This window comes from Stenotrophomonas sp. ZAC14D2_NAIMI4_6 (assembly GCF_003086875.1).
Taxonomy (GTDB): Bacteria; Pseudomonadota; Gammaproteobacteria; order Xanthomonadales; family Xanthomonadaceae; genus Stenotrophomonas.
Genome location: NZ_CP025996.1, coordinates 3876278 through 3898892, shown reverse-complemented (window position 1 = coordinate 3898892; position 22615 = coordinate 3876278). Strand labels below are relative to the sequence as shown.

Sequence of the window (22615 nt, the reverse complement as noted above, 5' to 3'; positions counted from 1 at the left end):
CGGGCTCCATCTCTGTCCTGCTCCCGACCTGTCGGGCTTTTTCACGCGCAATGCTGGCAGTCACCCTGGGTGAGTGCTAACATCGCCAGACTTTTTCAGACCAATCAATAACTTAAGAGGTCTCTCATGAGCATCAAGCCGCTGCACGACCGCGTTGTGGTCAAGCCGATCGAAGCCGACGAAATCTCCGCCGGTGGCATCGTCATTCCGGATTCGGCCAAGGAAAAGTCCACCAAGGGTGAAGTCGTGGCCGTCGGCCCGGGCAAGCCGCTGGACAACGGCAGCGTGCGCGCGCCGTCGCTGAAGGTCGGCGACAAGGTCATCTACGGCCAGTACGCCGGCAGCTCGTACAAGAGCGAAGGCGTCGAGTACAAGGTCCTGCGCGAAGACGACGTGCTCGCCGTCATCGGCTGAGCCCCGCCGCGACCTGCTGCATCCCCTGATTCCAAACACCCAGCCGCCGGGCATGGCCCGGCGCTACCAATGAGGTAACTGCAATGGCTGCCAAGGATATTCGTTTCGGTGAAGACGCCCGTTCGCGCATGGTGCGCGGCGTCAACGTTCTCGCCAATGCCGTCAAGGCCACCCTGGGCCCGAAGGGCCGCAACGTCGTGCTGGAAAAGAGCTTCGGCGCCCCGACCATCACCAAGGACGGCGTCTCCGTCGCCAAGGAAATCGAACTGGCTGACAAGTTCGAGAACATGGGCGCGCAGATGGTGAAGGAAGTCGCTTCGCGCACCAACGACGACGCCGGCGACGGCACCACCACCGCCACCGTGCTGGCCCAGGCCCTGATCCGCGAAGGCGCCAAGGCTGTTGCCGCCGGCATGAACCCGATGGACCTGAAGCGTGGTATCGACAAGGCCGTCGTGGCCGCCGTTGCCGAGCTGAAGAACATCTCCAAGCCCACCGCTGACGACAAGGCCATCGCCCAGGTCGGCACCATCTCGGCCAACTCGGACGAGTCGATCGGCCAGATCATCGCTGATGCGATGAAGGAAGTCGGCAAGGAAGGCGTGATCACCGTTGAAGAAGGCTCGGGCCTGGACAACGAGCTGGACGTGGTCAAGGGCATGCAGTTCGACCGCGGCTACCTGTCCCCGTACTTCATCAACAACCAGCAGTCGCAGACCGCTGACCTGGATGACCCGTTCATCCTGCTGCACGACAAGAAGATCTCCAACGTCCGTGACCTGCTGCCGGTGCTGGAAGGCGTCGCCAAGGCCGGCAAGCCGCTGCTGATCGTGGCCGAAGAAGTCGAAGGCGAAGCGCTGGCCACCCTGGTGGTCAACACCATCCGTGGCATCGTCAAGGTCGTGGCCGTGAAGGCCCCGGGCTTCGGCGACCGTCGCAAGGCGATGCTGGAAGACATGGCCGTGCTGACCGGCGGCACCGTGATTTCCGAAGAAGTGGGCCTGTCGCTGGAAAAGGCCACCATCAAGGACCTGGGTCGCGCCAAGAAGGTGCAGGTTTCCAAGGAAAACACCACCATCATCGACGGCGTGGGCGACAAGGCCAACGTTGATGCACGCGTGGGCCAGATCAAGACCCAGATCCAGGACACCTCCTCCGATTACGATCGCGAGAAGCTGCAGGAACGCGTGGCCAAGCTGGCCGGCGGCGTTGCCGTGATCAAGGTCGGTGCTTCGACCGAAATCGAAATGAAGGAAAAGAAGGATCGCGTCGACGACGCCCTGCACGCTACCCGTGCAGCCGTTGAAGAAGGCGTGGTTCCGGGCGGCGGCGTGGCCCTGGTCCGTGCGGTCACCGCGCTGGCTGGCCTGAAGGGTGCCAACGAAGACCAGAACCACGGCATCCAGATCGCCCTGCGCGCGATGGAAGCCCCGCTGCGCGAAATCGTCTCCAACGCCGGTGAAGAGCCGTCGGTCATCATCAACAAGGTGAAGGAAGGCAGCGGCAGCTTCGGCTACAACGCCGCCACCGGCGAGTTCGGCGACATGCTGCAGTTCGGCATCCTGGACCCGACCAAGGTGACCCGTTCGGCGCTGCAGAACGCTGCTTCGATCGCTGGCCTGATGATCACCACCGAAGCCATGGTTGCCGAAGCTCCGAAGAAGGACGAGCCGGCCATGGGCGGCGCCGGTGGCATGGGCGGCATGGGTGGCATGGGCGGCATGGACTTCTAAGTCCACGCCTTCCCGATGCAATGAAAAACCCCGCCGCAAGGCGGGGTTTTTTTGTGGGTCCACGGCCTGCGTGGATGCGCGCGCGCAAGCAGGTTCGCGCCGGCCGGTTTCATGCTGCAGGCTGCCTTGCCGCCGCAATCTGCCGTCACTAGCCTCCGCGCATGCCTACTTCGTTCCTCGTCGTCGACGACTTTCTTTCCCCGGCCGATGCGCAGGGCCTGCGCCGTGCCGGCCTGGGCCTGGATTACCCCGAGCAGGATGGCGCATTCCCGGGCCGCAATTCGCTGCAGCGCCTGGAAATGCAGGGGCTGGCCGGTGCCGCCTCGCGCCTGTTGAACGAGCCGCTGCGGCCGGTGCAGCCACTGCAGTCGCATGGGAAATTCCGCCTGACCCTGGCCAACGACGTGGGTCGGGCGCGGGTGCATACCGACCATTCGCACTGGTCGGGCATCCTCTACCTGAGCGCGCCCGAACATTGCCAGGGGGGCACTGAATTCTTCCGCCACCGCCGCACCAACACCGACCGCCTGGCACTGAACCCGGCCGAGCTGGCCGCACTGGGCTACGCCGATGGCGCGGCCATGCACCGCGACATCATCGAACGCGACAGCAACGACGAAAGCGCCTGGGAACCGACCATGACTATTCCCATGCGTTTCAACCGTCTGGTGCTGCTGCGCCCGTGGTTCTGGCACACGGCTGGGCCTGCCTTCGGCGACTGCGCGGAGAACGGGCGTCTGGTCTACCTGATGTTCTTCGAACAGGCCGGTTGAGGCAGCGGGCGCCGATCTACTTCACGAACGCCTTCGACGCACCGTACTCCCACTGCCAGGGCACGCCGGTGTCGCCCAGTACGAATGCCACCAATGCAGGGAAGGTGGCTTCGGCACGTACATCGTTGCCCAGGATCACCACGCAGCGCTGGCGCTGTTCGAGGCAGACCAGCGTATTGCCGACGGCATCATCGTGGCCGCCCTTGTAGAAGCCCGGCCCCTGCGGGCCCCGGAAGGTCACCACGCCCAGGCCGGCCGCCAGATCGCTGCGCTGCTGCGCTGCGGGCAGCTCCGGCTGCAGAGTGGGGAACTGGCTGGCGGTGGTGATCGGCAGCTGCGGGCGCACCAGCTCCCTGCGCATCGCCGTCGACAGACCCTCGCCGCGCACGTAGCCGGCTGCGAAATGGGCCATGTCGTTGATGGTGGTGTCCATCGACCCGGCCGCACGCACGCGGCTGCGCTCATCGTGCGGTTCGGCGCTGCCCTGCTGGGTCCAGCCATCGGCCAGGTTGCCGGCAAAATCATTGCGCCACATCATGCTGGTGCGTGGCATGCCGAAGCGATCGAACACGCGCTGCTGCATCAGCGTGCCCACGTCCAGGCCCGGGCGCCCGCGCTCGAGCGCGAACTGCAGCAGGATCAACCCCTCGCCGGAATAGCCATAGCGGCTGCCGGGATCGAAGTGGAACTTCAAGCGGCCGTCAGGTTCAAGGAAAGCGAAGTTGGCAAATCCGCTGGCATGGTTCAGCAGCAGACGCGGTGTCAGCTGGCGCCAGCGGGGGTCGTCGGCCAACACGGTGTAGTCGGCGTACTTCCGTGGTTCGGCAGGGTAGTCCGGCAGCGGCTTGTCCAATGCCGTGGCAATGCTGGCATCCAGATCGATCACCTTCTGTTGCGCCAACTGAGCCACCAGATGGCCGAAGGCCATCTTGGTCAGCGATGCCGCATACATCACGGTGTCGGTGCGCAGCGGCTCTCCGGCGGCGTTGCGTTCGCCATAGGCGGCCACGTGCACCACCTTGCCGCCATCAATGACCGCCACGGCCATGCCGCGTGCATGCGCGGCCCGCATCAGGCGCTGGGCTTCGGCGTCGATGCGCTCCGGCGTTGGAACCGGCAGAGCGGGCGCGGCCAGTCCGGCCAGTGGCAGCAGCGTCAGCAACAGCAGGAAAACACGGCACATGCGCGGAACTCCTGATGGGACCGGGCGATCCTACCCCCGCCCGGCGCCGACGTCATCGCCAACGGTCATCCCTGCGGCGGCCGCCGCAGGCAGATCCGCTCGGCACCTGCGCTGATATCCACCTGGCCGCCCTGCATCACGTCCGCGCCCAGGATCACCGCCGGGCGCTGGTCCAGGCCGATGGCGCGGAACACGGGCAGTTCGCTGATGCGCACCTCCACCGCGGGGTGCTGCCAGCCTGCACTGGCCAGCGCAGGCAGGGTGTACAGCCACGTGGGCGTGGGCTTGCCGCCCAGCCCTTCGCTGCCCTTGCTGCGCGCCCGCACGCGCGTATCGCGGCCATCGGTGTGCAGGCCCAGGGCGCTGGCCGCCGCGTTGTTGAGGATGGTCTGCGCGGCACCGGTGTCGACCACGCCGATGGCCTCCACGCCATCATCGCCCAGGCGCAGGGTGACGAAGCCGAAGCCCTTCAGCACGCCGCTGCGGTCGGGCAGGGCGTTGTCCTGGCAGAACGCATCGGGAGTCGGCAGCGACCGGGCCGGCCACAGCAGCAGGCGCGACTGGGCGAAATCCCAACGCGTATCGAAGGCTGCAGTTATGTCCTGGCCGATGATGCCGTGCAGCGGCGCGCCGCCGGTAGGCGACAGACCGGCTAGCTCGGCCTGCAGTGCGGTCACCTGCAGCTGCAGGCTGCCCAGCGCCATCGCCACGCGGCGCGTGCTGCGCAGGGCCAGGCCGCCGGCACTGGCGCCCTGCGCATCATGTTCGCGCGCGTTCGCGTCCTGCAGCCCGAAGCGCTGCACCACGGCGGCATCCAGCAAGGTCGCGCTGGCGGCGCTGTCCACCACCAGGTGCAGCGGCTCGTCGCGGCCGTCCAGCGTGCCCAGCACGGTGGGGTGGCTGGCCTGCATCGTCATCGGCAGGCTGTGCAGGGCAGGGGGCTCGGCCAGGGCAGGCAGGGCGGTGAGCAGTAGTGGGAGCAGGGCCAGGCGCATCGGTGTATTCCTCGGGAACGAGTGGCCATTTCGCCGCAGGCGCGTGTTGCCGGTATGTCGCTGCTGATACCGGGCCGATACACAGCGCCGTCATACTGGCTGCATGAATGCTACCGCCACCCTTTTCGTCGTGGATGACGATGCCAGCATCCGCGATGCCATCGCCGACCATCTGCTGCTGCACGGTTACCGCGTGCGCGTGGCGGCCGATGCCGCGGCCATGGACGTGATGCTGCAGGTCGAGCGCCCCGACGCCATCATCCTGGACTGGATGATGCCCGGCGAAGACGGCCTGTCGGTGTGCCGCCGGCTGCAGTCGCGGGCCATTCCGATCCTGATGCTGTCGGCCATGGGCAGTGCGCCCGACCGCGTGATCGGGCTGGAAATGGGCGCCGATGATTACCTGGGCAAACCGTTCGACCCACGCGAACTGCTGGCGCGGGTGCGCGCACTGCTGCGCCGGCAGGAAAAACTGCACGCACAGACCCCCATCGAGCTGCGCTTTGCTGGCTGGCGCCTGCTGCCCGAGCAGCGCCGCCTGCTGGCACCAGACGGCGCCGAGGTCGTGCTCAGCCGCGGCGAATTTTCCTTGCTGCAGGCGCTGGCCGAGCGGCCCGGCCGGGTGCTGGACCGCGAGCAACTGATGCAGCTGACCCGTGGTGATGACAGCGACAGCGTTGACCGCGCCGTCGATCTGGCCATCAGCCGCCTGCGCCGCAAACTGGCCCAGGCCGCCGGCGATGCCGAAGGATTGGTGCAGACCCTGCGCGGTGAGGGCTATCGCTTCGGTGCGACGGTGCAACGGCTGTGAGGCCGCGATGGAGCACCGCGCGCTGGATCGCCCTGCTGGCGCTCAGCAGCCTGCTGCTGGCCACTGCAGTCAGCATGGCGGTGGTCGGCTGGTTGCCGCGCCCGGCGGCGCCACAGATGCGGCTGGACCAAGCCATGCAGGTGCTGCGCGGCGAGCGTGCGGCCGACAGCGTAGGCCTGCGCGTGGACGTGCGCGCGCAGGCCCCATCCGGTACCGGCCATGCGCGCCTGCAGGCGCTGGCAATGGACGGCCTGCAGCAGCCCGCGCAGCAGGTGCGCCTGGTCTGGGCGGGCAACAACCGGCCGCCGGATGTCCATGTGGTGGCCGCCGGCGGCGAGCAGGGGCGCGATGGCGATGCCGCCGTGCTGCGGGCCGCGCAGCAGGTGCTGGCCAGTCTGCCCTGGCCGCCGTTCGAACTGGCCGTGCAGCAGGCCGATGGGCGCTGGCGCGTGGTCAGCAGCGCCTACAGCGATCTGGCTGCGTGGCGCAGGCAGGTACTGCTGGCCCTGCTCGGCGGCACCGTGCTGCTGGCACCGCTGGCCGCCTGGGCGGCGGTGCGGCTGGGCCGTCCGCTGCGTCGGCTGGCCGAGGCCAGCGCCACGCTGGACCTGCACGCGCAGACGCCGCTGCCCGACGATGGGCCGCGCGAAGTGCAGATGCTGGCCATCGCGCTGGATGCAGGGCGCACCCGCCTGCGTGAGCAGGCGCAGCAGATGACCCGCATGCTGGCCGCCGTGGCACACGACCTGCGCACGCCGCTGACCGGCCTGCGCCTGCGCGCGGACTTCGCACCGCCCGCACAGGCCGAACGCATGGTGGCCGACATCGAGCGCATGAACGCCATGATCGAGCAGGTACTGGACTACGCCCGCGGCGAGTTGCAGCCATCGCAGCTGCAGCTGATGGACATCGCGCCGCTGCTGGACGACTGCGTGCAGGCGGCGCGGCTGCGCGGTGTCGACCTGACGGCAGTGCTGCCCGCGATCCTGCCGTGCCGTGCCGACGCCCTGCTGCTGCGGCGCGCGCTGGACAACCTGATCGACAATGCCAGCCGCTACGCGGGCGCGGTGGAACTGCGTGCCGTGCCGTGCGACCAAACGCTGCAACTGGACGTGATGGATCGCGGCCCCGGCATTCCCACCGCAGATCGTCAGCGCCTGCTGCAGCCCTTCCAGCGCAGCGAAACCTCGCGCAGCCGCGCCACCGGAGGCACCGGCCTGGGCCTGGCCGTGGCCGCCAATGCCGCCCGCCACCACGGCGGTTCCCTGCAGCTGCTGGACCGCGAAGGCGGCGGCCTGATTGCCCGCCTGCACCTGCCCCGGTAGCGTCGACTGCTTCTGCTCCTGCCGTTCGTAGAGTCGAGCTTGCTCGACTGCTGTTTGCTCCCGCTGTTCGTAGAGTCGAGCTTGCTCGACTGCTGTTTGCTTCAGTCGAGCAAGCTCGACTCTACCGCCAGGTCTTGCATCACCCGCTCTTTCATCAATATAATTAGCCGCCTAATCACATGGGCGAGCAGAGTGCTGGAAGCCAAACACATCGCGCTGATAGAAGAAGCCACCCGCCGCGGCCACGCCAACCTGGCCCAGCTGCGCCTGTGCTTCCAGCTGCTCTCCGTATCGGCCGCGATCGACCGCGACTGCGCCACGCGGCTGGCCCCGCATGGGCTCAGCGAAGGACGTTTCATCGTGCTGTTTCTGCTGCACGGCGCCGGCGGCACGTTGCCGCCGCATGAACTGGCCGAACGCGCCGGGGTCAGCCGCGCCACCATCAGTGGTCTGTTGGACGGGTTGCAGCGCGAGGGGCTGCTGCAGCGACGCAGCGACGCCGAAGACGGGCGCCGCCTGCAGATCGTGCTGACCGAGCGCGGCAAGCGCCTGGCCGACGATCTGTTCAACCAGCACACGCAATGGATAGGCGGTCTGTTCGATGGCCTGGATGGCGCGGAGCAGGTGCAGCTTTCGCGGTTGCTGGCCAAGGCCTGGCAGCACACCGACAGCGGCCGTTCGTCCCAGCCATGAGCACGGTGATCAGCCCCACGCGGCAACGTGAGCTGGATAGCGGCGCCAGGGCCAGTACGCACCTGGCCGAATGCCTTGCGGTGGATTTCGCAGCACTGCTGCGTGCCGTTGCGGATGTTCCCGAATACGCGCTGCAGCGCATGCACGATGCCGCCAGCAAGGGCATCACCCAGCGCATGGCGCTGGCCGCAGTGCTGCTGCGCGAAGCCGGGCAGGGCGCAGCCGCGCAATGGCAGTCGCATCCCTCGGACACCGTGCGTGGCTGGGCCTGCTACCTGATTGGCAGTGATCACACGCTCACCTTGCCCGACAAGCTGCAGGCCATGCGCCCGCTGGCCGACGACGCGCATTTTGGGGTGCGCGAATGGGCATGGCTGGCGGTGCGTGCCGATCTGGTCGCGGCCCCGCTGCAGGCGCTGCAGCTGTTGCTGCCCTGGACCCGGGAGGCCTCGCCCTGCCTGCGCCGCTATGCCTGCGAAGCACTGCGCCCACGCGGGGTGTGGGCCACGCACATCGCCGTGTTCAAGCAACAGCCAGAGCACGCGCTGCCGTTGCTGGAAGCACTGGCCAACGACCCCGAACGCTACGTGCAGGACTCGGTAGGCAACTGGCTGAACGATGCCGGCAAGACCCAGCCGCACTGGCTGCGCGAACTGTGCGACCGCTGGCAGCGCGAGCACGCCAGCAGCGCCAATGCGTACATCCGCACCCGCGCCCAACGCTCGCTCACGAAGTTGTAGAGTCGAGCTTGCTCGACTGCTGTCCGCTTCTGCTTTTCGTAGAGTCGAGCTTGCTCGACTGCTGTCTGTGTCAGTCGAGCAAGCTCGACTCTACCCAGCCCCAACCCGCCCGGACCATCGCGGCACATGCGCATGTCATCAATTCGGGGTAAACATGGCGACTGCCCATGTCCACCCGCAGGGAAGTCGATCATGCAGAGCAAGCTCCAGGTCACGCTGTACGGAACCCTTGGCGACAGCCCGGCATTGCAGTTGCCGGGCGTGGAGGGTCCGTCGGTGGCCATCCTGGAATCGACCCTGCGCCGGCTGGTGTCCGATCTCTACACCGCACGCTCCCTGCTCAACCCCGAACAACTGGACGAAGCCCGGTTGGAGCTGGACCGCGTGGTGGAGCGCTGGGTGGATATCCACGAAGGCCTGCTGCTGGACCTGGAGGTACACGGCAAGCGATAGTGCCAGCGCGGCTGAACCGCAGCCCCAGTTGCGAATGAAACAGTTGGCACCCGCCAAAACCCTGTGTTATCAATACATCCCATGAACGCAGCCCACGCCAACTTTTATTGGTATTACTTTCCGAAGCCCCCGGCGGAGGAAGGACTGCGCTCACCCTGAAGAAACCTTCAGACGCATTCCCGAAAGCCGCCAGCGAACCTGGCGGCTTTTTTCTTGTCGCCACGCTGCGGACCCCCACCTTCCGTAGAGACCCCCCGCCATGCCCCCGCACACCGACGACCTGCGTATCCGCACCATCGAACCGCTCACACCGCCTGCCCAGCTGCTGGCCATGCTGCCCTGCGACGATGAAGCGTCCGACACCGTCAGCGCCTCGCGCGCGGCCCTGCACCAGATCCTGCACGGCCGTGACGACCGCCTGGCCGTGGTGGTTGGCCCGTGCTCGATCCACGATCCGCACGCAGCCATCGAGTACGCCCAGCGCCTGAAGCCCCTGCGCGATGCGCTGGCCGGCGAACTGGAAATCGTCATGCGCGTGTACTTCGAGAAGCCGCGCACCACCGTGGGCTGGAAGGGCCTGATCAACGACCCGGACCTGGATGGCAGCTTCAAGATCGACAAGGGCCTGCGCATCGCCCGCGGCCTGCTGCGCGACATCAACAAGCTGGGCCTGCCGGCCGGCGTCGAGTTCCTCGATGTGATCTCGCCGCAGTACATTGCCGATCTGGTCGCCTGGGGCGCCATCGGCGCACGCACCACCGAAAGCCAGGTGCACCGCGAACTGGCCTCGGGGCTGTCGTGCCCGGTGGGCTTCAAGAACGGTACCGACGGCAACGTGAAGATTGCCGCCGATGCGGTGGGCGCGGCTTCGAATCCGCATCACTTCCTGTCGGTCACCAAGCAGGGCGGCACGGCCATTGTGTCCACCACCGGCAACCCGGATTGCCATGTGATCCTGCGTGGCGGCAAGCAGCCGAACTACGATGCGGCCAGCGTGGGCGAGGCCTGCCAGGCGCTGGCCAAGGCCAAGCTGCCGACCCGTCTGATGATCGATGCCAGCCACGCCAACAGCCTGAAGAATCCGGACAACCAGCCGAAGGTGATCGAGGACATCGCCACCCAGTTGGAAGACGGCGAGCAGCGCATTGTCGGCGTGATGGTGGAAAGCCACCTGGTCGGCGGCCGCCAGGAACTGGTGGAAGGCCAGCCGCTGGTCTACGGCCAGAGCATCACCGATGGCTGTATTGATTGGGACACCACCGTGCAGGTGCTGGAGCGCTTGGCCGCTGCCGTGCGCGCCCGCCGTGAAGTGAAGGTGTCCGAAGCCGCTTGAGTGCGGCACGTGTGTGGATGGCGGCCAGCGCCTGCGGGGGTGCGGCCGCGATCAGGGTCGGTCGGAGTTGGAGACCGACCCGTCCGCACCGGCGATGCGCCTGGCGCTGCGTAAGTGCGACAGCGCCAGGTACATCGCCGGGGTGGTGATATCGCTCTTCTGTAGCGTCGAGCCATGCTCGACTGTTGTTGATCCATCGCGAAAGGCAGTCGAGCAAGCTCGACGCTACGCAGCCGGGCGGGCCGCGGTAGATCCACGCCATGCGTGGATGATTTGCCCGACCGCGTTCACCGCCCGCCGCGAATCCTCGCCAACGCCAGATACATCGCCGGCGTCGTGTACAGCGTCAGCCACTGGCTGACCAGCAACCCGCCCACGATCGCGATGCCCAGCGGCTGCCGCAGTTCCCAGCCCTCGCCATTGGTCAGCATCAGCGGCAGCGTGCCCAGCAGTGCCGCCAGCGAGGTCATCAGGATCGGCCGCAGGCGCAGTCGTGCCGCCTCCATCACCGCATCCTGCGCGCTCAGACCGCGCCGCTCGCCCGCAAGCGCGAAGTCCACCAGCAGGATCGTGTTCTTCATCACCACGCCCACCAGCAGGAACAGCCCGAGCAAGGCGATCAGGTTCAGTTCGTTGCCGAACAGCCACAGCGCCAGCAGCGCACCGATGCCGGCCGATGGCAGCGTGGACAGGATCACCAGCGGTTGCAGGAAACTCTCGTACAGCACGCCCAGCACCAGGTAGACCGCCAGCGTGGCGCCCAGCACCAGCCACAACTGGCGCGAACGCAGGCTGTCCAGGCCGCCCGCTTCGCCGGACAGCTTGGCCTGCACCGAACGCGGCAGCATCAACTGCGCCATGGCCGTGTTGATGGCCTGCGTGGCCTGTTCCAGTCCAACCCCCGGTGCCAGCGCGAATTCGATCCAGATCGAGGCGAACTGTTCGCTGTGGTAGATGCGGTCCGGTGCCATGCCGTAACGCCAGCTGGCGATGCTGGAAAGTGGAATGCGCTGGCCGTTGCCGTCGATCACCTGCAGGCGCGCCAGCGTGCCCGGGTCCTGGGTGTGCTTCGGATCCAGTTCCATCACCACCCGGTACTGGTTCAGGCTGTCATACAGGGTGGCGACCTGGCGCTGGCTGAAGGAGTTGTTGAGCATGTTGGCCACGGTGCGAAGGTCCACGCCGTGGCGTGCGGCCGCTTCCCGGTCGATATCCAGCACCACCTGGCGCATGCCGGCTTCGCCCTGCGCTTCCACGTCCACCAGCTCGGGCAGGGCGCGCAGTACTGCGGCTACCTTCGGTGCCCACTCGCGCAGCGGCGCCATGTCGGCCGACAGCAGCTGGAATTCGTACTGGCCGCTGCTGCCACCGCCTTCCAGGCGGATGTCCTGGTCTACCCACAGGTACAGGTTGCCGCCGGGAAGCTGCGGCAGGCGCGCACGCAGGCGGTCGATCACGTCCTGGCTGGACACCTTGCGCTCGGCCAGCGGCTTCATCTTGATCATGATGAAGGCGTTGTTGACCCCGTTGCTGCCACCGATATAGCCGATGATGTCCTCGATGGCCGGGTCGGACAGCAGCAGCGCGCGGTAGGCATCGATCTTCGGCTGCATGGCCTGGAACGAAAGGCCGTCATCGCCGCGCGCGAAGCCGCGCAGCTGTGCGGTGTCCTGCTTGGGCACAACGCCCTTGGGCACCTGCTGGAACAGCCACGCATTGAGCGCGATGACCACCACGAACGCCAGCAGGGGCCAGCGCAGCTGCCGCAGGCTGGCCTGCAGGGTGCGCAGGTAGGCCGTGCGCACGCGTTCAAACAGCGCATTGCTGCCGTGCTGCCAGCGCGAGGTGTGCTGCGCATCGTCCACGAACAGGCGCGCGCACAGCATCGGCACCAGGCTCAGGGCCACCACTACCGACACGCCCATTGCCGCCACCAGGGTGAGCGAGAATTCGCGGAACAGCCGTTCCACGAAGTCATCCAGGAACAGGATGGAGACGAATACCACGGCCAGCGCCAGGTTCATCGACAGCAGGGTGGCACCCACTTCCGAGGCGCCGCGCACGGCGGCCTGCCAGCGGTCGGCGCCCAGCTCGCGGTGGCGGGCGATGTTTTCCAGCACCACGATGGCATCGTCCACCACCAGCACCGCGGCCACGATCAGCGCCATCAGCGAAAGCGTGTTGAGCGAGAACCCCATCAGCGCAATCAGCGCCAGGGTACCGAACAGCACCACCGGAATGGCCACGCTGGGCACCAGCGCGGCACGCCAGTGGCCCAGGAAGGCCAGCACCACCAGCACCACCAGCACGATGGCCAGCACCAGGGTCAGCTCGGCTTCGTGCAGGGTGGCGCGGATCACCGGCGAGCGGTCCATCACCAGGCGCATGTCCACACTGGTGGGCAGCAGTGCATGCAGTTGCGGCAGCTGCGCCTGGATGGCATCGACGGTGGCGATGATGTTGGCGCCGGGCTGGCGGCTGACGATCAGCAGCACGGCCGGGCGTTCATTGTGGAAACCGCTGGCGTAGCGGTCTTCCACCCCATCGGCAACCACCGCCACATCGCCCAGCCGCAGCGTGCGGTCATCGCTGACCTTCAGCGCCAGTTGCTGGTACTGCGCGGCCTGGCGCAGCTGCAGCGGCGCTTCCAGCTGCCACTGCTGGCGGTCATCGCCCACCGCGCCCAGCGGGCGCACGGCATTGGCACGTGCGATGGCCTGGGCCACGTCCTCCAGCGCCAGGCCGGCATGGTTCAGTGCGTTCGGGTCCAGCGATACGCGCACCGCGGGCAATGCGCTGCCGCCCACCTGCACTTCGCCCACGCCCGGTACCTGGGACAGTTTCTGCGCCAGCACGGTGGAGGCCAGGTCGTAGAGCTGGCCCGGCGGCAGCGTGTCCGAGGTCAGCGCCAGCGCCAGGATCGGCGCCTGCGAGGGATTCACCTTGCGGTACTGCGGCATGCCCGGCATGCCACTGGGCAACTGCCCGCGCGCCAGGTTGATCGCCGCCTGCACTTCGCGCGCGGCTTCGTCGATATCGCGGCCGAGCACGAACTTCAGCTCCACCGAGGTCTGCCCCTGGGTGCTGGCCGAATCGATGCGCGAGATGCCGGGCAGGCTGCCCAGCGCACGTTCCAGTGGCGTGGCCACGGTGGCGGCCATCGATTCGGGCGAGGCGCCGGGCAGGCTGGCGCTCACTTCAATGGCCGGGTAATCCACCTGCGGCAGCGGTGCTACCGGCAGCAAGCGCAGCGCCAGCAGACCGGCCAGCACCAGCGCCACGGCCAGCAGGATCGTGGCCACCGGTCGTTGCACGCAGGCCTGGGCCAGGCGCGCGATGGGGCTCATGCGCGCGCCTCGGCAGCGCCGGTGGCGGCCGCCGAGCGACCGCGTTGCAGGCGGTCGAAGGCCAGGTAGATCACCGGCGTGGTGAACAGGGTCAGCACCTGGCTGACCAGCAGGCCGCCCACCATCACCCACCCCAGCGGCTGCCGCAGTTCTGCGCCCGAACCGGTGGCCAGCATCAGCGGTACCGCACCGAACAGTGCCGCCAAGGTGGTCATCAGGATCGGACGGAAACGCAGCAGCGCGGCCTGGTGGATCGCCTCGCGCGGGGTCATGCCACGCGTGCGCTGCGCGTCCAGTGCGAAGTCGATCATCATGATCGCGTTCTTCTTCACCAGGCCGATCAGCAGCACGATGCCGATGACGGCGATCAGGTCCAGGCTGCGGCCGCTCACCCACAGCGCGGCCAATGCACCGACCGTGGCCGAGGGCAGGGTGGACAGGATGGTGATCGGGTGCACGAAGCTCTCGTAGAGCACGCCCAGCACGATGTACATCACCACCACCGCAGCCAGGATCAGCCACAGCGTGGACGACAGTGAACTGCTGAACGCCGCCGCGGCGCCCTGCAGGCGCAGTTCGATGCTGGCCGGCAGCGCGATGGCCGCACGTGCGGCCTGCACCGCGGCAACGCCTTCGCCCAGCGAGGCGCCCGGCGCCAGGTTGAACGACAGCGTGGCCGCCGGGAACTGGCCCACGTGGTTGCGCAGCAGGGCGGCGGGCCCCAGTTCCACCCGCGCCACCGCGCCCAGCGGTACGGTCTGGCCGGCGCTGTTGCGCACGCGCAGGCCGCTGATCGCCTCGGGGCCGGGCTGTCGTGCCGGATCGGCCTCCAGCACCACGCGGTACTGGCTGGCCTGGGTGAAGATGGTGGAAATCTGCCGCTGCCCGTAGGCGTCGTACAGCGCATCGGCCACCGCTTCCACGCTTACGCCCAGGCGTGCGGCGGCATCGCGGTCGATGTTCACCCGCGCCTGCCGGCCCTGCATCTGCAGGTCGCTGGCCACATCGCGCAGCGCCGGCTGCTGGCGCAGGGCCTGCAGCAGCCGCGGCGTCCAGATTTCCAGCGTCTGCTGTTCCGGCGTGGTCAGGGTGAACTGGTACTGGGTGCGGCTGATGCGGTCTTCGATGCCCAGTTCCTGCACCGGTTGCAGGTACAGGGTGATGCCGGGAATCTTCGCCACGCGCTGCTGCAGGCGCGCCATCACCACGTCGGCGGCATCGCGGTCGCCGTGTGGCTTCAGTTCGATCAGCAGGCGGCCGGTGTTGAGCGTGGCATTGTTGCCGTCCACGCCGATGTACGAAGACAGGCTGGCCACCGCTGGATCGGCCTCGATGGCCTCGGCCAGTGCCAGTTGCCGCTCGCGCATGGCCTGGAACGAGATCGCCTGAGGCGCTTCGCTGATGCCCTGCACCAGGCCGGCGTCCTGCACCGGGAAGAAACCCTTGGGCACGGCGAAGTACAGCGCCACGGTCAGCGCCAGCGTGGCCACGGTGGCCAGCAGCATCAGCGGCTGGCGCTGCAGCACCCAATGCAGCTGGCGGTCGTAGATGGCGATGATGCGGTCGAACACATCGCGCTTCGGCGGGGATGGGGTCGGAGCCCCACGGGGATCCGACCCCTCAGCCACCGGGGTCAGATCCCCCTGGGACTCTGACCCCTTCGCATGCGGCCTCAGGAACCGCGCACACAGCATCGGTGTCAGCGTCAGCGACACCAGCAGCGAAATGCCGATCGCCACCGCCAGCGTCACCGCGAACTCATGGAACAGCGCGCCCACCAGGTCGGCCATGAACAGCAGTGGGATCAGTACTGCGATCAGCGACACGGTCAGCGACACCAGGGTGAAGCCGATCTCGGCGGCGCCCTTCAGCGCCGCTTCCTGCGGGCTTTCGCCTTCTTCCAGGTGGCGGGCGATGTTCTCCAGCATCACGATGGCATCGTCCACCACGAAGCCGGTGGCGATGGTCAGCGCCATCAGCGTGAGGTTGTTGAGCGAGTAGCCGGCCAGCAGCATCACCGCGAAGGTGCCGATCAGCGACAGCGGCACCGCCACGCTGGGAATGAGCGTGGCCGGCAGGTTGCGCAGGAACACCCAGGTGACCAGCACCACCAGACCGATGGCCAGCACCAGTTCCTTCTGCACGCCGCGCACGGAGGCGCGGATCGATTCGGTGCGGTCGCTCAGCACGTTCATCTGCACGCCGGCCGGCAGCGTGGCCTGCAGCTGCGGCAGCAGCGTGCGCACCTGCTCGACCACGGCAATCACGTTCGCACCGGGCTGGCGCTGGATGTTCACCAGCACCGCCGGCGTGGTGCCGCTCCAGGCGGCCAGCTGGCGGTTCTCGGCGCCATCGGTGATGGTCGCCACGTCGCCCAGGCGCAGCGGCGCGCCCTCGCGCCAGGCCAGCACCAGCGCGCGGTACTCATCGACGCTGCGCATCTGGTCGTTGGCATCGAGCATCACCGCGCGGATCGGGCCATCGAAACTGCCCTTGGGCAGGTTGACGTTGGCTGCGGCGATCGCGGTGCGGATGTGGTCCATGCCCAGGTTGTTGGCGGCCAGCGCAGCCGGGTTCACCTGGATGCGCACCGCAGGCCGCTGGCCACCGGCCAGGCTGACCAGGCCGACGCCGGGCAGCTGCGCCAGGCGCTGGGCGATGCGGGTGTCGACCAGGTCATGCACCTGCGGCAGCGACAGGCCCTGCGAGGTCACCGCCAGGGTGATGATGGGCGTGTCGGCCGGGTTCACCTTGCGGTACACCGGCGGCACCGGCAGATCGTCCGGCAGGAAGCTGCCGGCGGCGTTGATGGCCGCCTGCACGTCCTGCTCGGCCACCCCCAGCGACACGTCCAGGCCGAACTGCAGGGTGATGACCGAGGCCCCGCCGGAGCTGGTGGACGACAGCTGTTTCAGGCCGGGAATCTGCCCGAGCTGGCGCTCCAGCGGCGCGGTGATGGTGCGCGTGGTCAGTTCCGGGCTGGCGCCCGGATACAGCGTGGTGATCTGGATGATCGGGTAGTCCACCTGCGGCAACGCGGCCACCGGCAGCAGCCGGTAGGCCAGCACGCCGGACAGCAGCAGCGCCACCATCAGCAGCGTGGTGGCGACCGGGCGCAGGATGAAGGGGCGCGACAGGTTCATGCGCCAGCCTTGGCCGCCTTCGCCTGCGCGGCGGGTTCGGCCACGATCTCCACCGCGGTGCCATCTTCCAGGCCGTCGATGCCTTCGATCACCACCTGGTCGCCGGCCTGCAGCCCCGAGCGCACGGCCACGCGGCCATCATCGGCCGGGCCCAGCACCACGGTGCGGCGTTGCGCCTTGTTGTCCTTGTCGACGATGTGCACGTAGTTGCCCTGGCTGCCGAACTGCACGGCGGCATCGGGAATCAGCAGCGCCGGGTGTTCGCCCAGCTGCAGGCGCACGTTGACGAACTGGTTCGGGAACAGGGCCTGGTCTGCGTTGTCGAACTGCGCGCGCAGCTTCAACGTGCCGGTGGCGGTGTCGATGCGGTTGTCCACGCTGGACAGCGCGCCGTGCGCCAGCTGCGTGCGTTCTTCGCGGTTCCAGGCTTCCACGGCCAGCGCCGGCTGTGCCTGTACCGCATCCAGCAGCGCCGGCAGTTCCGGTTCGGGCACGGTGAACAGCACGCTGATCGGCGCGGTCTGGGCCAGGGTGACCAGGCCTTCGGCATCGCTGGCCTGCACCAGGTTGCCCACGTCCAGACGGCGCAGGCCCACGCGGCCGCTTACCGGGGCGATGATGCGGGTGTACTGCAGCTGCAGGCGCGCTTCGTCCACGGAGGCCTGGTCGCTGATGCGTCGGCCCTGCAGCTGGCGCACCTTGCTCTGCTGGTCGCTCAGTTCCTGTGCCGAGACGAAGTGCTGGCGCTGCAGTTCGCGATAGCGCTGCAACTGGCGTTCGGCGTTTTCCAGTTCCGCCAGGTTCTGCTGCTGGGTGCCCTGTGCCTGCGCCAGCTTCACTTCGTACGGGCGCGGGTCGATCTGCGCCAGCAGATCGCCGGCCTTCACCTGCTGGCCTTCCTGGAAGTGCAGGCGCATCAGCTCGCCGTCCACGCGGCTGCGCACCACCACGCTGTGCAGCGGAGTGACCGTGCCCACCGCTTTCAGGCGCAGTACCAGCGGCTCGGCGCTGGCCCGCGCCACGCGCACCGGTACCGTCTTGCCCGGGCTGCTGGCGGCTGTGCTCGCATCGGTCCGCGGCCAGGCCCACCAGGCCAGCGCGGCGGCGGCCACGAGCAAGGCGGCGATCAGCCACGCGCGACGGAAACGGGGCGGGGTGCTACGGGGCGACTCGACAGCGGACATGGGGCATCCTGCGCCCTGCGCACGCGCAGGGACATGTACGCCCGCTCGCGCATCGTGCGCCGCGGGCAGCGGGGGAGGGGAGTTGTCTGGCGGGGCCGCAGCGCGGCGTGGCTGGATGCCGTCGCGCGTGCGACGGGGCGCCCATGGTAGCCAATCAGCCTGCCGATTGCCGCATGACCAAGGTCATGGCGTGGGCGTGCGGGTGTGCGCCGCATGCGGTGATGCCTGGCGGGGCCTGGATGTGTGCGGTGTGCGGTGATGCCTGGCGGGGCCTGGATGTGTGGGGTGTGCGGGGCTGCTTGGCGGGGCTTGGATGCGTGGGGTGTGCGGGGATGCTTGATGTGGCCTGGATTCGTAGAGTCGAGCTTGCTCGACTGCTTTTGCCGGGAGCAGTCGAGCAAGCTCGACTCTACGAAGCACAGCAGTCGAGCAAGCTCGACTCTACGAAGCACGGCAGTCGAGCATGGCTCGACTCTACGAACTGCTCAATGCACTTCGTCGTGGTACACGAACTTGGGCATTTCCCACCGGTAATGGATCGCCAGCAGGCGCAGCGCGAAGCCACCGCCCAGGCAGCACAGGATCGCGGTGGCGTCGGCCACGCCCCAGTGCAGCAACAGCAGATACACCGCACCGGTCAGCAGCGAAATGATCGCGTACAGCTCCTTCTGGAAGATCAGCGGCACTTCGTTGCAGAGGATGTCGCGCAGCACGCCACCGAAGGCGCCGGTCAGCATGCCGGCGATCAGCACGATCGGCATCGCGTGGCCGGCCTCGCGCGCGATCGAGCAGCCGATCAGCGTGAACGCGATCAGACCCAGGCCATCAAGCACCAGGAAGGTGCGGCGGAAGTGGTGCATCCAGCGCGCCACCCAGGTGGCGATCAGCGCCGCACACACGGTGAAGGCCAGGTACTCCGGATGCTTCACCCAGCCCAGCGGGTAATGCCCCAGCAGGATGTCGCGCAGCGAACCACCGCCGAGGGCGGTTACACAGGCAATCATGACCACGCCGAACAGATCCATGCGGCGGCGGCCTGCAGACAGGGCGCCGGTCATGGCTTCGGCGGAAATGGCGATCAGGTAGATGATGGACAGCAGCATGGGTCAGGCTCCGGGCGCGGTGGGGCCGGCCATGCGCGTATACCGCCACTGCCTGCGCAATGACGGAATGACGATGACCGGTGCCGCTCCCGCTGTCCTTTTGCCTGAGAGTTCAGCGGGATGAACCGCGTGCCCCTTCGGCGGATCGCGGCGGGCGTGCCCGGCGACCTCTCTCCAGCTCGGCGTGTCGAATGCATGGTTGGTGGGATTCCAGCCCACCGGCCTGAGCGATCATGGGAGCCTGCGCCTTCGGCGGGCGCCAGCGCGGCGCCTCTCTCCTGCATTCGGGCGCCAGTATATCCGCTGCAGTGCAGCACGGCATAATCGAGCCCATGGCCCCGTCCCCCCGCCCGTGGTTCCTGTACCTGCTTGAATGCCGCGACGGCAGTTACTACGCCGGCATCAGCACCGACGTGGCGGCCCGGTTCGCCGCCCACCAGGCCGGGAAGGGGGCGCGCTATACCCGGGCGCGTCCGCCGCTGCAGATCCTGGCCGTGCGCGAGTACCCCGACCGCGCGGCCGCCTCGCGCGCCGAATGGCAGCTCAAGCAGCAGCCGCGCGAACGCAAGCTGGCGTGGCTGCAGGCCGCGATCCTGTAGATCCACGCCATGCGTGGATGGGGCGTCCCAACCATGCCACCATCGCCACACGCCCAGCGCTGGAGACACCCATGTCCACCGTTGCCCTGTTGTTCGCTGTCGCTGCAGCCACCAGCCCTACCGCCGACCCCGCCACCCTCGCGGCCATCGAAGCGACCTGCCATGACTACGTGGACGGGCAACTGGAGGGCGACCCGCAGCGTGTCGCCCGCGCGCTGCATCCGGACCTGGCCAAGCGCGCCGTGCTGGGCGATACGCCCGACGAACGCCTGGGCCTGCGCCGGATGTCGAAGGAAGAACTGGTTTCGCTGACTCGGCAGGGCGCACTGAAGACGCCGAAGGAGCAGTGGGACCGCCGCTGCACGGTGCTCGATGTGACCGGCAATGCGGCCGCGGTGCGGTTGGAAACCCCGTGGTTCGTCGACTACTTCCACATGGGCCGTTTCGACCAGCGCTGGGTCATCGTCAACGCGCTGTGGTATCCCAAGCCGAAGGCAGAGTAGAGCCACGCCATGCGTGGATGGGGTCAGAGCCCTTTCCTGCGGAAAGGGATCCGACCCCGCTTTCTTGCACGTTATTTCGGGCGCCGGTCGTCCTGATCATCACCGAAGATGATGCGCGCGCTGCGCTGGTAGCTCCAATACGCCACGGCCCAGTTCAACAGCACCACGATGCGGTTGCGGAAGCCAATCAGGAAGAACACGTGCGCGGCCAGCCAGAACCACCAGGCCAGGATGCCTGACAGCTGCAGCTTGCCCAGGTGCACGATCGCGGCCATGCGGCCGATGGTGGCCAGGTTGCCGTAGTCGGCGTACTTGAACGCTCCCGGCTCGGTCTTGCCGTGCAGGCGCGCGCGGATGGTTTCGGCCACGTGCTTGCCCATCTGCTTGGCGGCCGGTGCCACGCCGGGCACGGGGCGGCCATCGGCCTGGCTGACGGCGGCCAGATCGCCGGCCACGAACAGTTCGGGGTGGCCGGGCAGGGTCAGGTCCGGCTGCACCTGCACCCGGCCGGCGCGATCCAGCGGTACGTCCAGGGTCTTTGCCAGCGGTGAGGCGGCCACGCCAGCGGCCCACACCACCGTGCGCGCGGGCACGAACTGGTCGCCCAGCTTGAACCCCTGGCTGTCGATATCACTGACCGGGGTGCCGGTCAGCACTTCCACGCCCAGCTTTTCCAGCTGCCGGCGTGCCTTCAGCGAAAGCACTTCCGGGAACGAGGACAGCACGCGCGGGCCGGCTTCCACCAGCCGCACCTTGGCGCTGGCCGGATCGATATGGCGGAACTCGTTTCGCAGGGTGTGGCGGGCGATCTCGGCCAGCGTACCGGCCAGTTCCACACCGGTGGGGCCACCACCCACCACGGCGAAGCTCAGCCAGGCGGCTTTTTTCTCCGGGTCTGGCTCGGCTTCGGCACGCTCGAAGGCCAGCAGCAGCTTGCGGCGCAGGGCGATCGCATCGTCCAGCGTCTTCAGGCCCGGCGCATCGGCGGCCCACTGGTCATTGCCGAAGTAGGCATGGGTGGCGCCGGTGGCCAGCAACAGGCTGTCATAGCCCAGCGTGCTGCCATCGGCCAGGGTGATCTGGCGGGCCTGTTTTTCGATGCCCACCACTTCGCCCAGGCGCACTTCCACGTTGCGCTGGTGGCCCAGGATATGCCGCAGCGGCGCGGCGATATCGGGTGCGGACAGGCCCGCGGTGGCGACCTGGTACAGCAGGGGTTGGAACAGGTGGTGGTTGCGGCGGTCGACCAGGGTGATCCTGATCCGTTCGCGCGCCAGGGCACGGGTGGCCCAGAGGCCCGCGAAACCGCCGCCGATGATGACCAGGTGGGGGACTGGTTCGCGGCTCATCGACGTACTCCGGAGGGGATGGATGTCGCCCGGCATCATCGCACGTCACATGCCTGCGCAACGGGATCGGCGATACTCGGTTCAGGCCGCAGCCCCTTCGCCGAGGAACCCATGTCCGAACCGGAAAAGCGCATTGCCCTGCTGATCGACGCCGACAACGCGCCAGCATCGAAGATTGATGAAGTGCTGGCCGAAGTGGCCCGCCATGGCGTGGCCAACGTGCGCCGCGCCTACGGCAACTGGAAGAGCCCGCGCTTGAAGGGCTGGGAGGCCGTGCTGCACGAGTACGCCATCCGCCCCATCCAGCAGTTCGCCTACAGCAAGGGCAAGAACGCATCGGACATGGCCATGGTGATCGATGCCATGGACCTGCTGTACGCACGCAACCTGGATGGCTTCGCCATCGTGTCCAGCGATGCCGACTTCACGCCCATGGTCATGCGCCTGCTGACCGACGGGGTGAAGGTGTATGGCTTCGGCGAAAAGAAGACGCCCGAGCCGTTCGTCAACGCCTGTTCCAAGTTCACCTATCTGGAAGCCCTGGGCCAAGCCCATGCCAGCGTGCCCGATGCCGACGCGCCCGACGTGGAGCGGGCCGCCAGCGAACAGATCGCCAGCGATGAAGCCCGCCCGCGCAAGAGCGGCGCCGAAATGCGCAGTGATACCCGCCTGGTGAAGATGCTGCGCCGCGCGGTGTCGTCGGCCGAAGGCGAAGACGGTTGGTCCCACCTGGGCCCAGTAGGCAGCCAGATCGGCAACCAGGCTTCGTTCGACCCGCGCAACTATGGTTACGGAAAGCTCAGCGATCTGCTGGCGGCGATCGGTCTGTTCGAGCTGAAGAAAGACGGAAAATCGTCCTATGTGCGCGCGTTGCCGAAGAAGAACCGGTAGCGCAGCAGGGTGCGTTTGATCGGCGTATCGTAGCGGCTCCGCG

19 protein-coding genes and 2 riboswitches are annotated in these 22615 nt (G+C 67.7%); of the genes, 12 read left to right on the top strand and 7 right to left on the bottom strand.

Features of this window, described 5'->3' with window-relative positions; all coding sequences use genetic code 11:
• Positions 1 to 126: 126 nt before the first annotated feature.
• From C1933_RS17715 to C1933_RS17705, 3 genes are all read left to right on the top strand, one after another.
• Complete coding sequence (locus C1933_RS17715) at positions 127 to 414, top strand: co-chaperone GroES (protein WP_006396661.1); 288 nt, start codon at positions 127 to 129, stop codon at positions 412 to 414.
• Positions 415 to 497: 83 nt separating this feature from the next.
• On the top strand, positions 498 to 2147 hold the full coding sequence (gene groL / locus C1933_RS17710; protein ID WP_108750286.1) for a chaperonin GroEL: 1650 nt from the start codon (positions 498 to 500) through the stop codon (positions 2145 to 2147).
• 161 nt (positions 2148 to 2308) lie between these two features.
• Positions 2309 to 2920: a DUF6445 family protein gene (locus tag C1933_RS17705; RefSeq protein ID WP_108750287.1), complete on the top strand. Its 612-nt coding sequence runs from the start codon at positions 2309 to 2311 to the stop codon at positions 2918 to 2920.
• A gap of 16 nt (positions 2921 to 2936) precedes the next feature.
• Here C1933_RS17705 and C1933_RS17700 read toward each other — a convergent pair whose 3' ends face one another.
• Both C1933_RS17700 and C1933_RS17695 read right to left on the bottom strand, forming a co-directional pair.
• Positions 2937 to 4103: a serine hydrolase domain-containing protein gene (locus C1933_RS17700; RefSeq protein WP_108754309.1), complete on the bottom strand. Its 1167-nt coding sequence runs from the start codon at positions 4101 to 4103 to the stop codon at positions 2937 to 2939.
• 65 nt (positions 4104 to 4168) lie between these two features.
• A complete protein-coding gene (locus C1933_RS17695; protein WP_108754308.1) occupies positions 4169 to 5098 on the bottom strand; it encodes a pepsin/retropepsin-like aspartic protease family protein in 930 nt (309 codons plus the stop codon).
• A 103-nt stretch (positions 5099 to 5201) separates the two neighbouring features.
• Between C1933_RS17695 and C1933_RS17690 the strand changes: the two genes are divergently transcribed.
• The 6 genes from C1933_RS17690 to C1933_RS17665 all read left to right on the top strand — a co-directional run bounded on the left by C1933_RS17690 (position 5202) and on the right by C1933_RS17665 (position 10453).
• On the top strand, positions 5202 to 5909 hold the full coding sequence (locus C1933_RS17690; protein WP_108754307.1) for a response regulator transcription factor: 708 nt from the start codon (positions 5202 to 5204) through the stop codon (positions 5907 to 5909).
• 32 nt (positions 5910 to 5941) lie between these two features.
• Entirely contained in the window at positions 5942 to 7234 is a 1293-nt protein-coding gene (locus C1933_RS17685; protein WP_108754886.1) for a HAMP domain-containing sensor histidine kinase, read from the top strand.
• A gap of 192 nt (positions 7235 to 7426) precedes the next feature.
• Entirely contained in the window at positions 7427 to 7927 is a 501-nt protein-coding gene (locus tag C1933_RS17680) for a MarR family transcriptional regulator (protein ID WP_108754306.1), read from the top strand.
• A complete protein-coding gene (locus C1933_RS17675; protein ID WP_108754305.1) occupies positions 7924 to 8667 on the top strand; it encodes a DNA alkylation repair protein in 744 nt (247 codons plus the stop codon). Before C1933_RS17680 ends, C1933_RS17675 begins: the two co-directional genes overlap by 4 nt.
• Positions 8668 to 8859: 192 nt before the next feature.
• Entirely contained in the window at positions 8860 to 9120 is a 261-nt protein-coding gene (locus C1933_RS17670; protein WP_108754304.1) for a hypothetical protein, read from the top strand.
• Between the two features lie 259 nt (positions 9121 to 9379).
• Positions 9380 to 10453 carry a 3-deoxy-7-phosphoheptulonate synthase gene (locus C1933_RS17665; protein ID WP_108754303.1) on the top strand — a complete coding sequence of 358 codons (1074 nt, stop codon included), beginning with the start codon at positions 9380 to 9382 and terminating at the stop codon, positions 10451 to 10453.
• Positions 10454 to 10740: 287 nt separating this feature from the next.
• On the opposite strand, the gene C1933_RS17655 is transcribed toward C1933_RS17665, so the two are convergent.
• The 4 genes from C1933_RS17655 to C1933_RS17640 form a co-directional block, all read right to left on the bottom strand.
• Complete coding sequence (locus C1933_RS17655) at positions 10741 to 13800, bottom strand: efflux RND transporter permease subunit (RefSeq protein WP_108754301.1); 3060 nt, start codon at positions 13798 to 13800, stop codon at positions 10741 to 10743.
• Positions 13797 to 16943 carry a multidrug efflux RND transporter permease subunit gene (locus C1933_RS17650; protein ID WP_108754300.1) on the bottom strand — a complete coding sequence of 1049 codons (3147 nt, stop codon included), beginning with the start codon at positions 16941 to 16943 and terminating at the stop codon, positions 13797 to 13799. Before C1933_RS17650 ends, C1933_RS17655 begins: the two co-directional genes overlap by 4 nt.
• The gene (locus C1933_RS17645; RefSeq protein ID WP_108754299.1) at positions 16940 to 18127 is read right to left on the bottom strand and encodes an MdtA/MuxA family multidrug efflux RND transporter periplasmic adaptor subunit; all 1188 of its coding nucleotides are present in this window, start codon (positions 18125 to 18127) and stop codon (positions 16940 to 16942) included. Before C1933_RS17645 ends, C1933_RS17650 begins: the two co-directional genes overlap by 4 nt.
• A 485-nt stretch (positions 18128 to 18612) precedes the next feature.
• Positions 18613 to 19230 carry a trimeric intracellular cation channel family protein gene (locus C1933_RS17640; RefSeq protein WP_108750299.1) on the bottom strand — a complete coding sequence of 206 codons (618 nt, stop codon included), beginning with the start codon at positions 19228 to 19230 and terminating at the stop codon, positions 18613 to 18615.
• Between the two features lie 84 nt (positions 19231 to 19314).
• Positions 19315 to 19418: riboswitch (glycine riboswitch) on the bottom strand.
• Positions 19419 to 19431: 13 nt separating this feature from the next.
• Positions 19432 to 19521: riboswitch (glycine riboswitch) on the bottom strand.
• Between the two features lie 41 nt (positions 19522 to 19562).
• On the opposite strand from C1933_RS17640, the gene C1933_RS17635 reads away from it, so the two are divergent.
• Together C1933_RS17635 and C1933_RS17630 are read left to right on the top strand one after the other, a co-directional pair.
• On the top strand, positions 19563 to 19829 hold the full coding sequence (locus C1933_RS17635) for a GIY-YIG nuclease family protein (protein WP_108754298.1): 267 nt from the start codon (positions 19563 to 19565) through the stop codon (positions 19827 to 19829).
• 71 nt (positions 19830 to 19900) lie between these two features.
• Positions 19901 to 20332, top strand: a complete 432-nt coding sequence (locus C1933_RS17630; RefSeq protein ID WP_108754297.1) for a nuclear transport factor 2 family protein — start codon at positions 19901 to 19903, stop codon at positions 20330 to 20332.
• Positions 20333 to 20403: 71 nt separating this feature from the next.
• On the opposite strand, the gene C1933_RS17625 is transcribed toward C1933_RS17630, so the two are convergent.
• Entirely contained in the window at positions 20404 to 21681 is a 1278-nt protein-coding gene (locus C1933_RS17625; protein WP_108754296.1) for an NAD(P)/FAD-dependent oxidoreductase, read from the bottom strand.
• Between the two features lie 111 nt (positions 21682 to 21792).
• Here C1933_RS17625 and C1933_RS17620 point away from each other — a divergent pair, with 111 nt between their 5' ends.
• Positions 21793 to 22572: an NYN domain-containing protein gene (locus C1933_RS17620; RefSeq protein WP_108754295.1), complete on the top strand. Its 780-nt coding sequence runs from the start codon at positions 21793 to 21795 to the stop codon at positions 22570 to 22572.
• The last annotated feature ends 43 nt before the right edge of the window (positions 22573 to 22615 follow it).